This is a genomic window from Mesorhizobium sp. M0207, from assembly GCF_040321995.1.
In the GTDB taxonomy this organism is placed as follows: domain Bacteria; phylum Pseudomonadota; class Alphaproteobacteria; order Rhizobiales; family Rhizobiaceae; genus Mesorhizobium.
Map to the genome: position 1 here is coordinate 72,378 of NZ_JAMYSQ010000026.1, position 14,341 is coordinate 86,718.

Here is a 14,341-nt window from a genome sequence, read left to right on the forward strand (position 1 = left end):
AAAGTCGCATAAACGGCAGTGTGTGGAACTCAACGGCGGCTCATTGGTTTTGCGGGTTCAGCTCGTGGAAAAGGTCCGTCGGCCTTTCGTGAATGCGGGTTTCCGCATCGCCTACCTCGATTTGGTCGATGACCGCCGGACAGGCGAGGCGGAGCCGTATCTCGCCCGAGAGCACATTCGCGCGCATTATTTCGACGAACGCGCCTATCTTTTCATCCGCAGTGAGAAACCTTGCATTTGACGGATGCAGTGGTGCTACGCTTGCGGAGCCCCGGGGCGTCTCTATGCGGCGATCCTTCGTCGTGAGCCGATGCTATTGTGCAAGTTTCGCAGCACTGCGGGTGGCGATATCGCCCAAGACAGCATGAAGAAGCGCTCCAACTTCCTGTTCGGCCACACCGGGCGCAATTCCTGATTGGGACAGTTGAACGAGAATTGCCTTGGCGGTGTTGCGCCAGAAGGCGTTCGCGTCCTCCCCGTTCTTGGATTCCAGGACCCGGGCGATCCCTTCGACCAACTTCCGCCGCCGATGCAGCGGAAACGCGCTTATGTTTGAATCACACATCGATCACCTCACCCCTTCAGTCGCGCGAATAAGCATTGGCGGGTGAGAAAATTTGGTTAACAGCGCTTTTGGACAATGGTCAGCAATGGAATAAAGCGTCTACCCAACAAGCCAAGAGGTGCGCCACGTGTTGATGATCGGCGCGTGCTGAACGGCATCTTCTGGGTGCTGCGCTCCGGTGCTCCATGGCGCGACCTGCCTCAGCGCTATGGCCCGCGCACCACCTGTTGCAACCGCTTCGTCCGATGGCGAAAAGTAGGTGTGTGGCTGCGCAGTAACGAGTCTACGCCTAAGGTTTGCGGAGCCTCACGCCGGCGCGGCTGCCGTTCTCCGGGATGAACTCGACGCCGGCGGCCTAGAGGGCGATGCGCAAGGCAGCAACGGTTCGCTCTTGTGTGGAGCCCTGTCGGGCCGCGACATCTACTTAATGTCTACTTTAGACAGTCGCCGCGACCATAACTTTGATAACAGGTCAGGGTCGCGGGATGCCGAGCAGCTTGAAATGAGTTACGTCCGGGTGCTCGCGATCGTCCTCCCTCAACCGCGTCACCATCGCCGGCGAGCGCCATAGCCAAACCGGGAGCGCTTATTCTCCACGGAGCACCGGGCATTGTCTGGTTGTGAAGACGGTGCTTGATCACCAGCCGCCTGAGTGTGTCTGCGCTTGCGCTGTAGTCGTACCTGAACAGATCAATGGCCCTCTGGACCGTGATCGCCTCTGCCCGTGGGATGTAGAGCGGCCGAAGCCGTTCGCCTGTTTCCGGCGCTGTTTTGACAGGGCGCGCATTGGTCATTCGGCCCATCGCGCTTTTCTGCGGCCCGCCGTTTCACCCGACATCAGGGAACGATATCGGCCCCCATGTATTAGAAACCCATGGACACTATGGAACCCCACGGCCACGGGATGGCGGCCGATCTTTTGACATCGGAAGTTGCCAATGCCAGGCAGCGCATCCGCCGGACCGAGCTCGCGCTTCAACGCACTGAAGAAATGCTGGCGGAAAATCTCGCGCTGTGCAGCAGGATACGAACTGCGGTCGAGGCCGCAGACCGCTTGGTGAAGATCGATCCCCCCAGCTTTGAAGGACGTCGCGCGGGTTGAACTGGGCCGGCGTTTCATTCGTCGCGACCTTGCGGCACCCTGCCGCAAGAGCCTGCCTGTTGGCATCACAGCGTGAGCAAACATTGGACAGAAGCATTCCAAGGTTCACGATGTGCAACACCGACGCTAGGTCGAGACGAATCTTCAGTTCAAACAGCGGGGATTAATGCTGCGGCAAACGAAGGGGGCACGGGGGGTCTTCGCGCGAGCCAGTTATCCGATCTCCCGCTCAGAAATTTCAGCCAAATATTCCGACCTCCTGATGGAACCCATTCGTTGCGGGCGAGTTGCGGCTCATTGGGACGGACTTCCCGAACATGACAACGAGCAACAAAGCAGACCATCAGTCTGCCGAAGCGTTTCGGAAACTGATCCGTTCCGAAGGCTATCGTCATCACGTACAAACGTTCTTAAATCTGGAGGTCGAACCAGAACTGCCGCCAACCCTACAGTCATTACTTGCGGCTATTGATCGGGCCAAACAGGGGCCGACGGAAGAAGGTCCCTAGCCGGCTGGCTGAGCGTCAGGTCAAAGAGTATAGAGGCTCGCTTCGTGGCTTGTCCCCCTGATTCCCACTCAGAAGTTATCAAACATTCTTCTTGATTTTTCTCGACAGAGGATCATGAATGTTCCCTTGGGTTCTCGCTGAGGTGGGAGGCCTTGTATGAACGTTTGGACGAACTGCCGACCCGACAAAGTAACTGCCAAACACCTTGTTCACGAGCTGATCCTACAAGCCCGTCGCGGCCAAATCATCTCCGTCAAAGAGACTATTGCAGCGGTGCGCCGAGACGGGCCACATCTGGCGGAAACTGACTGCGAGCTGGTGGAGCTTATTGTCAATGTTGCCCCAGCCTTTGGCCTGTTCGTCGGGTTCGATCTTCGCGAATAACCGCCTCCTCAACAGGGCGGACCGTGGCGACACGGTCTCGATCAAAGCTGCACTACGCGAAGCTCGGGAGACTGCGCCTTATTTGGTGGCCTCCGACGAAGAACTAACCGAGGCGATCGTCGAGGCAGCAACTGCCATGGGCCTCTGCGTGGCTATCGACGGTCGCGAGTAGCTGTCAGCCAACTTCAGCCGCTGTGGCATCGCAACGGAAGCGCGCCGTCCTGCGCCATTTCAATAGTCAGAGGTAATCCGTAATTACCTTCGCAACCTGCTCACTCTGCCTGTAGAACGGGAATTGCCGGCTGAGCAAAGGTATTTGCTGGAGGAACTTGATCGGGCCGACAAAGAGTGACCGCATGGCTCTCCACTGGTTCAACCCTCCGGTCCCTGTCAGGACCGAGCGTCCCGGGGTCATCCGCAGCGTAAACAACGCCGAAGCAGCCGGCGAGGAGCTGATGAAGTGGACCAAGCGTGGCCCTTGCTGGGACCTCGCGGTGCGGGTTTGCATGGCCGTGATTTTCGACGAGATGGAAGCTGAGGAGGCCCGCAAGGCATTCCTGGCTGCTGCAAAAGAGGAGGGGACATTACTCCCCCCAATGACAACCAGCTAAATTGGATGCGGTATAAGGTTCTATGTGTCTCTGACCAACACCGCCTTCGCGAAAGGAGCCCGCCGCCCGGTGAGGGAGAGGCGACGGACCCCCCTACAGCGGCTGCACATCCACGAAGAATCCCGCTGCCACCTCCAAACCCGCGAGGGCCTACATCGTTCCCTTAGCTGCGGCTAAAGCGGGGTTGGTCAGCGGGCTCTTGCCGCTCTAAGTTCCCCCTTATGGGTCCTCTCTGGTTCTCTCCACCGGTCTACGTGAAGACGAAACGTCCGGGCATTCGCAATGGGGTCAGCCACGTCGAGGGAACCGCCGAGGAACTCATGGGGTGGGACACAAAGGGCCCGAAGTGGACGAAGGCGGTTCAATCCTGCGTCGACGCGTTCGAGGGCACGGTGTCCCCCCAAGAGGTCCGTGAAGCCTTTGAGGCGGCTGCCAGGGAGGCCAACGTGTATCTCTCCCCTGAGTAGGAGGTATCATGGCGCCCATCTGGTTCGTCCCTCCGGTGTTCGTGAAGACTGAAACCGGTGTCAGACATGGTTGCACCAATGCGAAGGAAGCCCTTGAGCAGCTCAAGATATGGACCCGGCGAGGGCCTCACTGGCATAAGGCGGTGACCCTCTGCCTGTCAGATCTGGAGGGCGATTCAATTGATCCCCACATAATACGAAAGGCCTTTGAGGCTGCCGCTAAGGAGGCAAAGATGTATCTTTCCCCGTAGGAGGAGTTGTCGTGGCAACCACTGGTTCTCCCCTCCGGTGTACGTCAAGAGCGACCGACCTGGGGTCACCTACGGGTGCAACAACGTCGAGGGTGCCGCCGAGGAACTCATGAAGTGGACCAAGATGGGACCTAAGTGGAGGAAGGCTGTGCAACTGTGCGCCGACGCCTTTCAGGACCGTGTGACTCCGGAAGAGGTCCGTCAGGCTTTCGAGGCTGCTGCCAAGGAGGAGGGGTGCTCCGTGAGTAGCAGGCCGGTGCCCATGGCTATATTGGGAAGGACCCGTTAGGCTGTCTAATGCTGACCAAGTCCGCGCTGCTCGAAATAGACCCGGATACGAGAGCATTCACTCTGGTCGGCGCATTTATGGGCCATTTTGCACTTCTTGAACTGGCATCGGAGCTGCTCTGAGCGAGGTACTTGGCGTCAATGGGGCACGTCGACTAATCATCAATCGAAACACAGGGTTCGACGAGAAGATCAAAACCGTGCGCACACTATAGGGGACCGGAACCGGAATGTCAGGCTTCTAAAGCCGATGGCAGAAACCGGATACGCTGTGGCGGCATTTGAGGGCCCGTTCTGCTCTTGATTATCGCCTGTGAGCTGTGCGCGAAAATCGGGAATGGAAGGGCCGGAGGCAGGAAGCACGGCCTCAGGCCGAGGCGCTAATCAAGCGGGTCGGCAATGATCGCGAAAAGCTCAGTACGGCCTGTAGCGAAACCAAAGAAGGAGTCGCGCGTTGGACGGCGGATAACGCTGTTTCGTCTCTCAGTATGGTTTAGGTCAGAGTGGTCAAGCCAACGTCGCGGAAGGCAATCAATGGGTCGAACGCTTGTCAAGCGAAGTCGCCCGCTCGTGACGAGGTCACTTTGGCGCCGCCCGCTTTCCGGCCGGTCCAGCTCGCAACGCTCGTGGACACGGTCCCTGCTGGCGATCGTTGGATCCATGAGATGAAATACGACGGCTATCGTATTCTCGTTGCCGTCGGCGGTGGCGAGGCGCGAGCCTACACACGATCTGGTCTGGACTGGTCTAGCCGTTTTCCCTCGATCCTCTCCGAGGCTCGCAAGCTCAAGGTGCGCTCCGCCCTGATTGACGGCGAGGCCGTGGTTGTCGATGCGGAAGGAAGATCTAACTTCCAAGCGCTTCAAAATGCATTGAAGGGTGCCCCGGCGACTATCGACTTTTATGCGTTCGATCTGCTGCAGCTCGACGGCGAAGATCTGACAAGGCTTCCTCTTGTTGAGCGCAAGGCGAAGCTGGAGGCGATCTTGCCTGCGAAAAATCCGGTCCTTCGTTACTCCGACCATATCCTCGGCCGCGGAGAAGAGCTGCTCGATCGCTTCTGCGCTGCCGGCCTTGAGGGCGTCATCTCAAAGCTCGCGGATTCGAGTTATGTGGCGGCCCGCGGCGCAAGCTGGCTGAAGATCAAATGCATCAGGCGGCAGGAATTTGTGATTGTCGGCTGGACGCCGTCCGACAAGGTCCGCGCGTTTCGGTCCTTGATCCTTGGCGTTCATGACCGCGGCAAGCTGCGTTACGCCGGGAAAGTCGGCACCGGCTTCGATACCGCTGAACTTCTTCGTCTCTTGAAGATCATGGCGCCGCTAGAGCAGAAGGCCGCGACCGTCGACGCACCACGCGCCGAAGTGCGCGGCGCACACTGGCTCCGTCCGAAACTGGTCGCTGAGATTGCCTTCACCGAAATGACAAATGAAGGGACGTTACGACATCCGAGCTATCTTGGTCTCCGTGAAGACAAGAAGCCGGAGGCGGTCGTGCTCGAGACGGAACGTCATGCAGCCGATCTCGCCGCGTCTGCGACAACCGCCATCGCGATAAGTAACCGTGACCGCGTCATCTATCCGGAGTCCAACATCACCAAGGGACAGCTTGCCGACCATTACGCAGCGGTCGCGGCGATCATGCTTCCTTGGGTTGGCAGCCGGCCGATCAGTCTGGTTCGATGCCCACAGGGCCGCGCGAAGAAGTGCTTCTTCCAAAAACACGACGCCGGCAGCTTTGGCGACAAAGTCCACCACGTCGGCATCACGGAGAAGGACGGGCACGAGGAACCATATCTCTATGTCGACGATGCCGACGGACTCATGACTTGCGTCCAGATGGGAACGATCGAGCTGCATGGATGGGGGGCTCGGATCGAGGATGTCGAAAAGGCCGACCGCCTCGTGTTCGACCTCGACCCCGATGAAGGCCTCGATTTTGAGGCCGTCCGCGCCGCTGCCTTTCAGTTCCGCGCTATCCTTAAATCGCTGGGACTTACGACTTTCCCGATGCTGACGGGAGGCAAAGGAGTGCACGTCATCGCGCCCCTCACCCCTGGCGCCGAGTGGCCAGAGGTGAAGGACTTCGCGTCTCGCCTGGCGCAGGCGGTCGCCCGGAGCGATCCGGCCCATTTCACGGCCGTGTTGTCAAAGGCGCGCCGCAAGGGTCGCATCTTTGTGGACTATCTACGCAATCAGCGCGGGGCGACCGCGATCATGCCTTACAGCGCGAGATCACGTCCGGGCGCTCCTGTCGCGGCACCGATCACGTGGGCGGAGATGAAGACAATAGACGCGCCCTCTCATTTCCACGTGGGCGATGCTCCTGAATTAAAGAAACGCGCAGCCTCCAAAGCTCTGGCGGGATGGGGTCGCGCTGACCAATCCTTGCCCAATCTGTAGCGTCCGACGCGGGAAGAGGCAGTAAAGCCGGGATTTAAAGGGCAACGCGGCGCTCGTGATCTTGCCTGATTGGAACCTGCGGAGATCGGCCTCGTTGGGCTGAAGCCATGGCAAAAATCAATCCGAGGACCGTCGCCAGTCTTTTGAAGGAATACGCACAACGGGCGTTCATGCGCGGCGACAATCCCTATCGCATAAAGGCATACTTGCGCGCGGCAGACAGTCTGACGGCGCTGTCGCAGCCGCTTGATCGGATCATCGCCGCCGGCGCCCTCACCAAGATCCCGGGGATCGGTGACGCGATCGCAGACATCGTGACCAAGCTTTACCAAACCGGCACGCACCCAAGCCTTGAGAAGCTGCGCGAGGATGTTCCAGCGGGCGTGATGGAGCTGTTTGCCATACCCGGGCTTCGTCCCGATAAGATACTGAAGCTTCATCAGGCGCTCGGCGTGAACTCGCTGGCGGAGCTCGAGGCCGCAGCGAGAGAAGACCGCATCCGCCCAGTCAAAGGCCTCGGCGCCGCGCTTCAGACAAAGCTGCTGCAGAACCTGGCCATCGTGCGAAGCGGCGAAACGCAACTTCACCTGCACAAGGCCGCCGCTCTTCTCCACCATGCGGTCATATCGGTAAAGCAACAGCATCCAGAGTTTTCGCGCGTGGAAATTGCAGGTGACTTCCGACGCGGTTGCGAGCTCGTTTCCGACTTCGCCCTGGTAGCGCAGGCCAGAAAATCGACTGGAATCGAGGATACGACTCTCAGGCTTGTTGTCACGGACAGGAAGCACTTTGGCGCGAGCCTGCTCGAAGCAACCGGTTCGGCAGACCACCTCGAGCAACTGAAGACGTTCGCGGCCGACAAGGGATTCACCCTAAACGCCGACGGGCTTCATCGCGGGAGAAAGCTGATCGCGTCAGCGACAGAAGAAGAAATCTACCAAGCTCTAGACTTGCAGTTTATCGAGCCTGAATTGCGCGAAGGCAGGGACGAGATTGAGCAAGCGGCAAAGCAGAAGCTCCCCGCCCTCATTCGGGATGAAGATCTGCATGGCATCCTGCGTTCTCACACGACCGCATCCGATGGCACCGAAACGCTTGAGGCAATGGCTGAAGCCACGCGTAGGCGCGGTTTCGAATACTATGGTGTCGCCGATCATTCGCAGTCCGCTCACTACGCAGGCGGCCTTTCGTTGCAGGAGATTGCTGAACAGCACCGCGAAGCTGACCGGCTGAACAAGGCATCCAATGGAAAATTTCGCATACTGAAGGGCATCGAGGCGGACATCCTGGCGGATGGCTCGCTCGATTACCCGAATGATATCTTGGAGACGTTCGATTTCGTCGTCGCGAGCGTGCACAGCCGCTTCAAGTTGCCCAAGAAGGAACAGACGGAGCGTATCATTGAGGCGATCGGAAATCCTCGGACGACAATCATCGGGCACATGACCGGTCGCCAGCTGTTGCGCCGGCCCGGTTATGATCTCGACGTCGACAAAGTCCTCAAAGCGTGTGCGAAACACGGCGTCGCTGTCGAAATCAACGCACATCCGTGGCGACTCGACCTCGACTGGCGCTGGCATCAAAAGGCACTCGATCTGGGCTGCATCTTCAGCATCAATCCGGACGCTCATTCGATCCGCGAACTCGACCACATGCATTGGGGTGTCGAGATGGCGCGCAAGGGCGGTGTTCCTGCGAAGCGGGTCCTGAACGCGATGCGTTTGACGGCTCTCCTTGCGCATCTCGCACGGCGCAGCCAAACGGCCTAACCTGCTTGTGCGCCCGGCCTATCAGTGCAGGAGTCCGTCCTTCTCAAAATCTTCCCAGCCGCGCAAATTGGAGTGCGAGTTCTCATCGTGGCCATAGCCACCTGAAGCTGCAGTTTCGCGACCGCTTCTTTGAGCACGTTTCATAGCGGCCTTCCCCGCGGCTCGCCGCCTATTCTCTGCAGCTGTCGCTGCGTCCTGTTCGCGCCAGACCGTTACCAGGTCGCGGTCAAGCACATCCTCCACGTGCTGCGGGTCGAACACGTGAAAGGTGATGTTCCTTGCCCGCCCGCGGAGTTTCACCGTTTTTGTCCCGGCGCTCTGCAAGCGACCATCTTTCAGCCAGCGGTGCCGTTCGGCCGTCGAGATCGTCAGAATGTCCTCGATTTCACGGGGGATTACGGGCAGGTCTTCGATATTCTGCAGTGCTTTGGATACGATCCCGAATACCACCTGCACATCATTCTCGGCGCCCTGAGACACGCGCAGGGTAAGCACGCGGGACTCGATATGGAGCAGTTTCCTGAAGTCCGTTGGAAGGCGGGCGCGTATTTCGAGAAAAATACCCCTCGCTCTGACGGACGATCCAAACGTTGCAGCCGGGGTTAAAGGCCACTCTCCAATCAGCTTCGCTGTTGCATTGATTTTACGGCGCGTGGACATGCCCCTTTATATAGGTCCCCGATAGTCGGCAGCGATGAGCCGATCGCAAAGCCAATATGAGTTCTAATCCGCCAGCGGTCTGAACCACGATGCCCAAAGGCGCAACCACGATTGTGAGCGGGGCCGTTTGCAACTTCGGCTAACAGGAAACGGCAGAGTTGATCTCGAAGTGCGATATCAGGCGCGTCGCCGCCTGGCGGCTTTTTGGGGGCCGTTTGCTGTCCGTCCGGTTATTGCCGAGGGACCAGTTAAAGCCGCCGTTCGGCTCACGACCTCTTCGCGGAATACAAGGCAAGTTCAGATCCCGCGGAAGCCGACATTGAACTGCCTCTCCGTTTACACGTTTGGCAAATGTTGCGAATGGAGGGAGTTGCATGTTTGAAGGTTTCTCGCTGGAGCAGATCAAACTTCCGGAAGCGACGCTCAGAGTGCGGGTTGGTGGAAGGGGCCACCGCTTCCTGATGCTGCACGGTCATCCTCGCACCCATGCCACTTGGCATCGCGTGGCGCCGATTTTGGCTGAGGAATACACCGTAATTTGCCCTGGTCTTCGGTGCTCGCCCTTGCGGTGTGTCGCAACACAATCAGCGCGTCCGGTTTGCCGTGAACAGATCTTGCTGATGCACCAGTTCGTCCGCGACGGGCTGACGGAGGCGGCGTGTGCCATTCGGGTGGATGGCCGAAAATAACCCCACCTCTGCATGACGCGAATTGTCCCAGCCCGGGTAGGCCGTTATCGGGTACAGGCAAATACCCTCGAATCGATGCTCCGACACCCATAGCGGCACGCACCTCGTCGCGGCATACATAGTGGAGCCAAGCCGGCCCGCCGGATCCCTCTGAGCCGGTCTCGGCAATGAACATCGGCTTACCGTACCGATGAGCAACCTCGAGCAACATTTCCGACAAAGCGCGGTACTCATGGTGTCCCATCGATATCGTCGGCCCGTTTATTTACCATTGATTGTGCGGCTAGAAATTCAGGCCCACGACATCGACAACATCTTCGCTCCCGCCCAACTCAGGTTCGACGCGGCCCAGCAACATGTCGTAAGCTTCGAACTGCCCCTGACGGGCGTTTTCGGCCCGACCCCGTTCGCTGCGGGTCCGGTCACGAGGAGCGATTTGGATAAGGGGCTCGGCCCAGACAAATCTGCAGGCGGGGTCGATCTCCCGCATTGCACGAACACCCGCGATGGCAGCCTTCACGAGATGCCGCTTGAACCATCCACGTTTGTTCGGCCCCACGCGGGAAATAGCCGACCTCAACAGCCCATGCGAAAAAGGAGATCTAGTTGATGGGACACAACAGAGGCGGTGTTCCGGCGATCGAACGCTGTACGCTCACGGCTTCTGCCGCGAACGAGGCATAGGCATCGATGAAATGCAGCGATCGCTGATCGACATGGTCTGGAGATCCGTAATGGAAGATGTCCCAGATAACCTGGACACCTGCCGATCGGGCCGCCTCGACCATTGGCGCCCAACTTGACCAGTCATAGGCGAAGCTTGCGGAACCGGAGCCTCCACCTGGTGCTCGTCCATACGCCCCACTTCGCTCATTCGAAGTCTTCTTTCAGCAGTCGGCTTCGAACTCGGCCGCCTTGTTAGACCGGGAACCGCGTTGGCGAAATACCGCATCCAATGGGGCGCGCGCCATCTTCGTTGCTCAGTCCAGCTCGTCCTGGCGCGACCGGGTAATGCCGACCGATTTGGTCGAGCCTTTGTTCCTGTGGTGGACTGTCCGGAGCTGGGTGGCGAAGGAGGAACAAGGAGGGCCGTGCCAAGTTCGGGGCGATATACCACCGCCGCCGATCGACTCGAGCGGCTGCTCAGCAACAAGAGAGGCACGGGATCACATGACCGTTCAGATTCGACTTTCCGAGATCGACCACGCCAGGCGCGAGGATCGTGGCGACGGCGCTTGGAGCATCGCACCGGACTTGGGCTATTTGCGCCTAGCAATCGTCAATGTCGTGTTCTTCGGCGCACCGGGCAGCGGAGATCGGAACTGGATGCTGATCGATACCGGGTTGCCGACGTCCCGCGGCAGCATTCTTGCGGTCGCGGAAAAGCGGTTTGGCACGAACGCACGGCCGGCCGCGATCATCCTGACCCACGGCCATTTCGACCATGTGGGAACGGTTCTAGACCTCGCGAATAAATGGGACGTGCCTGTCTTCGCGCATGCACTCGAGCGCCCCTATCTGGACGGAACCGCGTCCTATCCGCCACCGGATCCCTGGGTCGGGGGTGGACTGATGGCGCTGCTTTCGCCGCTTTTTCCACGGGGGCCAATTGATCTTGGCAACCGTTTGGAACTCCTACCTGCCGACGGATCGATCCCCGGAATGCCCGGATGGCGATGGCTACACACACCCGGGCACGCTCCTGGGCATATCTCGCTCTGGCGCGAGGAGGACCGCTCGCTGATCGTAGGGGACGCTTTCATCACCACCGGTCAGGAGTCAGTCTATGAGGTCGCCGTTCAGGATCTTGAGATGCACGGTCCGCCGCGCTACTTCACGCCGGACTGGGATGCGGCGGAAAGATCCGTGAAGCACCTGGCTGCCCTGAACCCGCGGATGGTCATCAGTGGACACGGTGCGGCTGCTGCGGGAGTGGGCATGCGTCAAGCTCTTGACAGCCTGGCTGAGCGGTTCACGGTGTTCGCCGTCCCGCCGAAATTGAAATTCGTGCGCGAGCCGGCGGCAGTCCTAGGTAGCTGAGGCTAACTGAGCCGCCGTCGTTCTGAAGTATGATCAAGTTGGGCAGACTCTATCTCTCGAGCCGGTAGGAGTTACCCGTCGGGTCGCGCTCTCCATCGTCGCCGACAAACTCTGACAAGCGGAACAAACCCGGGAGGCGCCGGGTTAGGGTCGCTCGATCGGCGCAGGGCGACTGCGGCCAAGCGCCCCGAAGTTCTGCGTCAGGAGAAGACGTCAGATGGAAAACGAGTACCCCGAAGGACGCGTCCTCTCCGCCGGTGAGCCGACCGGCAAGAAGTTGTTCGAGCACACACGCGTCGGCATCCGCCAAGACTTGGCTTCGTTTCGCTCATCGGCCAAACCGTGGAGGAGACCAAATGGCAAATCTGGGAAGATTGGCGATCGCGATGCTTGGCGTTCTGGCATACCAAAATCGCGACAAGCTCTGTGAATTGATTCCGGGAGCGGGGTATCTTAACCCAAACGACCCGCAACGCAGAATTCTGGCTCAGATAACGAATGGCGTGTCGAGGGCTGACCTTGGTGAGATCCTCGACCGGTTCAGGGAGGTGGGGGCAGGATCGAAGGTCGACTCGTGGGTTGGCAGCGGGCCAAACCAACCGATCGAGCCAAGGGACGTCGAAGCGGCAATGGACGAAGGTACACTCACGTCCATTTCGATGCAGACGGGCCTTTCGCGCGAGGAGCTAATCAGAAGGATTGCGCGGGATCTACCCGAGGCAGTCAACGAGATGACGCCGAATGGTGAATGGCCGCCTGAGCCGAGACAAGGCTTGGATGAGTCGACCCTGCTCGACAATGTATCCTAGGAGACACAGCCAGGAATGCAGCCGGCCAAGGCGAGATCCGGGGTGGCAACTCTACACTCGGGGACGCTCCTGCGCGATCGCCTTCATCCGCTCGGGAACCAAGGATCTGGTTCGAGCGCGCCGAACGCGCAACTGGCCGCCATCCTGAAAATGCGGCACCGCTGCATCGCGGCGCCCTCGCGCTCGCGTATATCGGTGAGCGGAAGAAGGGCGCGTTCCTGGCTGGCCAGAGCGCTGGCGATCGATCCGGACGACTTCGTGACGCAGTACAACGCCGCTTGCATGTATTCCGTGCTCGGGGAAGTGGAGCAGCGGTGCGGTACCTGGAAAGAGCCGTCGGAGGAAGCATGAGTCAGAACGTATTGGAACGAATCCGTCACGAAGTCGATTTCGACGCCATTCGCGATCACCCGCGCTTCGTGCAGCTTCTTGGTTCACTTGGCTTGTGACGCACAGCTGTACTTGCACAGGCTTCGGCCTGCCTAGCAGCCGCGTTCGCGGCGCGTCCGCTTTGGGTGGCGGATTCAACGGATCGCAGCAACACACGCTCTTTTCTGAAAGTGGAGTGTGAGCCATGAAGCAGCGAAGTCGCATCTACTACTCGGCCGCTCAGCGGCCTGAGTTTGGGTTCGATGGCAGGCGGGCGAGTCGATGAGCTCGATCGGACGACGATTCGATCGGAAGTCTTCATCGGTGCCGCCGCGCCTGGGCCTTGCACTGGCGGGCTGCCGCCCTTGCCTGTCGCCGGTGGTGTTTTCCGCCACATTTTGCTGCCGCTGCTTGTGCTGCTCACCTGGCCGCTCGCCATGGGCAAGTATTTCGGCCCGGCATCGTCTCTGCGGGGTTTGCTTCGTCGGCAAAGGACATCGCCAGCTGGCCTCACAGCTGCGGTCGATCGCGGCCGAATCGGGATTGATGCTGGCCGACGCGCTGGCCGGCGGCCGCTTCACCCGCTACAATGATCTGTTGATGCCTGCCGGCATTATTGCCGGGGCCGGCGACCGGTTGTTCGATGCGCAAGCCGAGGCTCTTAGACTACAATCGGAGATTCCTGGTTCCTTTGTCGATATCATCCCGCAGGCCGGCCACATGGTCCACCACACCGCACCGCTAGCTGTTCTCGCCATGGTGGACAGGGTCGCTGCCGCGGCCAGCATGAAGTAGGCCGGCACTGGCGCGATCCCGAAGAAGTGGAATCGCGATTTTCGGAAAAGATCATGCTCAAAAGCAATAGGTAGAACCCCGTCCCGACTCTATCGGGTGGCGAATCCGATGATTTACTTCACGGCGGCACGCACTTCAGCGAACCGCATCCTGTGCATCCATCCGCGCCGGTTCGGCTAACATCGACGTCGAGGTCCCGTATCTTGGGGATTTGGCCAGGGGAACGGCCCCAATTCCGTGTTCGGCTTCTGCCTCTCTTTGTGGCTGCCAGCATCTAGTCGTCTGCAAATCGAGGCCACGGACTGACAAGCACCCCCGCACTACAAGGAGCTGGCGGTCGGAGAACAAATGTAGACATGTCGCACCATCCTTGCGGGTACGGCTTGCGATGCATACTGACGGTCGAGGGCTTAATGTAACCAAATCAACGGCTCGGCGTTTCGGTCAGCGCCGTTGCAATGAGCGAAGCCATAACCTCTGTCACGAGCATAGACTGGCGATTTCATGAATCGCAATTTTCTGGTGATCGAACCTGAGGAAGGCATTGCCGTGCTCAAGGGGCTTGCCTCCTCGGCGCGGATCTCGATGCTGAAACTGCTGCATGAGAAGGGGCCGATGAATGTCAACGAAA

General features: G+C 59.3%; 16 protein-coding genes and 1 pseudogene. 14 read left to right on the forward strand and 3 right to left on the reverse strand.

Translation table 11 applies throughout. The features are described from left to right. Window positions 1-22: 22 nt before the first annotated feature. The gene (locus tag NKJ15_RS26820) at window positions 23-241 is read left to right on the forward strand and encodes a hypothetical protein (RefSeq protein WP_352818704.1); all 219 of its coding nucleotides are present in this window, start codon (window positions 23-25) and stop codon (window positions 239-241) included. Between the two features lie 72 nt (window positions 242-313). Here NKJ15_RS26820 and NKJ15_RS26825 read toward each other — a convergent pair whose 3' ends face one another. Further along, window positions 314-565: a DUF6074 family protein gene (locus NKJ15_RS26825; protein ID WP_352818706.1), complete on the reverse strand. Its 252-nt coding sequence runs from the start codon at window positions 563-565 to the stop codon at window positions 314-316. A gap of 75 nt (window positions 566-640) precedes the next feature. On the opposite strand from NKJ15_RS26825, the pseudogene NKJ15_RS26830 reads away from it, so the two are divergent. The 9 genes and pseudogenes from NKJ15_RS26830 to NKJ15_RS26870 form a co-directional block, all read left to right on the forward strand. Then, window positions 641-838 (forward strand): annotated as a pseudogene (locus tag NKJ15_RS26830) (transposase); the annotation flags it as partial. Window positions 839-1,469: 631 nt separating this feature from the next. Further along, window positions 1,470-1,667: a hypothetical protein gene (locus NKJ15_RS26835; protein ID WP_352818708.1), complete on the forward strand. Its 198-nt coding sequence runs from the start codon at window positions 1,470-1,472 to the stop codon at window positions 1,665-1,667. 665 nt (window positions 1,668-2,332) lie between these two features. After that, the gene (locus tag NKJ15_RS26840) at window positions 2,333-2,560 is read left to right on the forward strand and encodes a hypothetical protein (protein ID WP_352458909.1); all 228 of its coding nucleotides are present in this window, start codon (window positions 2,333-2,335) and stop codon (window positions 2,558-2,560) included. Window positions 2,561-2,916: 356 nt separating this feature from the next. Next, window positions 2,917-3,171, forward strand: a complete 255-nt coding sequence (locus NKJ15_RS26845) for a DUF982 domain-containing protein (protein WP_352818710.1) — start codon at window positions 2,917-2,919, stop codon at window positions 3,169-3,171. A 221-nt stretch (window positions 3,172-3,392) separates the two neighbouring features. Next, on the forward strand, window positions 3,393-3,638 hold the full coding sequence (locus NKJ15_RS26850; RefSeq protein WP_352818713.1) for a DUF982 domain-containing protein: 246 nt from the start codon (window positions 3,393-3,395) through the stop codon (window positions 3,636-3,638). 8 nt (window positions 3,639-3,646) lie between these two features. Next, complete coding sequence (locus NKJ15_RS26855; protein ID WP_352818715.1) at window positions 3,647-3,889, forward strand: DUF982 domain-containing protein; 243 nt, start codon at window positions 3,647-3,649, stop codon at window positions 3,887-3,889. A gap of 37 nt (window positions 3,890-3,926) precedes the next feature. Continuing rightward, window positions 3,927-4,178 carry a DUF982 domain-containing protein gene (locus NKJ15_RS26860; RefSeq protein ID WP_352818716.1) on the forward strand — a complete coding sequence of 84 codons (252 nt, stop codon included), beginning with the start codon at window positions 3,927-3,929 and terminating at the stop codon, window positions 4,176-4,178. Window positions 4,179-4,680: 502 nt separating this feature from the next. Then, on the forward strand, window positions 4,681-6,579 hold the full coding sequence (ligD, locus tag NKJ15_RS26865; protein ID WP_352818719.1) for a DNA ligase D: 1,899 nt from the start codon (window positions 4,681-4,683) through the stop codon (window positions 6,577-6,579). A gap of 107 nt (window positions 6,580-6,686) precedes the next feature. Then, the gene (locus NKJ15_RS26870) at window positions 6,687-8,348 is read left to right on the forward strand and encodes a DNA polymerase/3'-5' exonuclease PolX (protein WP_352818722.1); all 1,662 of its coding nucleotides are present in this window, start codon (window positions 6,687-6,689) and stop codon (window positions 8,346-8,348) included. Window positions 8,349-8,369: 21 nt separating this feature from the next. Here the strand turns inward: NKJ15_RS26870 and NKJ15_RS26875 are convergent, their stop codons facing one another. Further along, window positions 8,370-9,008 (reverse strand): hypothetical protein, encoded by a 639-nt coding sequence (locus NKJ15_RS26875; protein ID WP_352818725.1) that lies wholly within the window; start codon window positions 9,006-9,008, stop codon window positions 8,370-8,372. A 374-nt stretch (window positions 9,009-9,382) separates the two neighbouring features. Between NKJ15_RS26875 and NKJ15_RS26880 the strand changes: the two genes are divergently transcribed. From NKJ15_RS26880 to NKJ15_RS26890, 3 genes are all read left to right on the forward strand, one after another. Continuing rightward, a complete protein-coding gene (locus tag NKJ15_RS26880) occupies window positions 9,383-9,697 on the forward strand; it encodes an alpha/beta fold hydrolase (protein WP_352467863.1) in 315 nt (104 codons plus the stop codon). Between the two features lie 1,170 nt (window positions 9,698-10,867). Further along, window positions 10,868-11,737, forward strand: a complete 870-nt coding sequence (locus NKJ15_RS26885) for an MBL fold metallo-hydrolase (RefSeq protein WP_352755410.1) — start codon at window positions 10,868-10,870, stop codon at window positions 11,735-11,737. Window positions 11,738-12,093: 356 nt separating this feature from the next. Further along, window positions 12,094-12,546, forward strand: a complete 453-nt coding sequence (locus NKJ15_RS26890; RefSeq protein ID WP_352457918.1) for a YidB family protein — start codon at window positions 12,094-12,096, stop codon at window positions 12,544-12,546. A gap of 83 nt (window positions 12,547-12,629) precedes the next feature. Here NKJ15_RS26890 and NKJ15_RS26895 read toward each other — a convergent pair whose 3' ends face one another. Then, window positions 12,630-12,956, reverse strand: coding sequence for a hypothetical protein (locus NKJ15_RS26895; protein WP_352457919.1), 327 nt, complete (start codon window positions 12,954-12,956; stop codon window positions 12,630-12,632). A 505-nt stretch (window positions 12,957-13,461) separates the two neighbouring features. On the opposite strand from NKJ15_RS26895, the gene NKJ15_RS26900 reads away from it, so the two are divergent. Continuing rightward, entirely contained in the window at window positions 13,462-13,710 is a 249-nt protein-coding gene (locus NKJ15_RS26900; RefSeq protein WP_352818729.1) for an alpha/beta fold hydrolase, read from the forward strand. Window positions 13,711-14,341 lie beyond the last annotated feature (631 nt).

What these genes read in the sequence shown, in the direction of transcription:
- NKJ15_RS26855 (WP_352818715.1), top strand. Translation starts at nt 3,647, where the DNA reads ATGGCGCCCATCTGGTTCGTCCCTCCGGTGTTCGTGAAGACTGAAACC.
- NKJ15_RS26840 (WP_352458909.1), top strand. Translation starts at nt 2,333, where the DNA reads ATGAACGTTTGGACGAACTGCCGACCCGACAAAGTAACTGCCAAACAC.
- NKJ15_RS26870 (WP_352818722.1), top strand. Translation starts at nt 6,687, where the DNA reads ATGGCAAAAATCAATCCGAGGACCGTCGCCAGTCTTTTGAAGGAATAC.
- NKJ15_RS26835 (WP_352818708.1), top strand. Translation starts at nt 1,470, where the DNA reads ATGGCGGCCGATCTTTTGACATCGGAAGTTGCCAATGCCAGGCAGCGC.
- NKJ15_RS26880 (WP_352467863.1), top strand. Translation starts at nt 9,383, where the DNA reads ATGTTTGAAGGTTTCTCGCTGGAGCAGATCAAACTTCCGGAAGCGACG.
- NKJ15_RS26890 (WP_352457918.1), top strand. Translation starts at nt 12,094, where the DNA reads ATGGCAAATCTGGGAAGATTGGCGATCGCGATGCTTGGCGTTCTGGCA.
- NKJ15_RS26845 (WP_352818710.1), top strand. Translation starts at nt 2,917, where the DNA reads ATGGCTCTCCACTGGTTCAACCCTCCGGTCCCTGTCAGGACCGAGCGT.
- NKJ15_RS26900 (WP_352818729.1), top strand. Translation starts at nt 13,462, where the DNA reads ATGCTGGCCGACGCGCTGGCCGGCGGCCGCTTCACCCGCTACAATGAT.
- NKJ15_RS26850 (WP_352818713.1), top strand. Translation starts at nt 3,393, where the DNA reads ATGGGTCCTCTCTGGTTCTCTCCACCGGTCTACGTGAAGACGAAACGT.
- NKJ15_RS26875 (WP_352818725.1), bottom strand. Translation starts at nt 9,008, where the DNA reads ATGTCCACGCGCCGTAAAATCAATGCAACAGCGAAGCTGATTGGAGAG.
- NKJ15_RS26825 (WP_352818706.1), bottom strand. Translation starts at nt 565, where the DNA reads ATGTGTGATTCAAACATAAGCGCGTTTCCGCTGCATCGGCGGCGGAAG.
- NKJ15_RS26885 (WP_352755410.1), top strand. Translation starts at nt 10,868, where the DNA reads ATGACCGTTCAGATTCGACTTTCCGAGATCGACCACGCCAGGCGCGAG.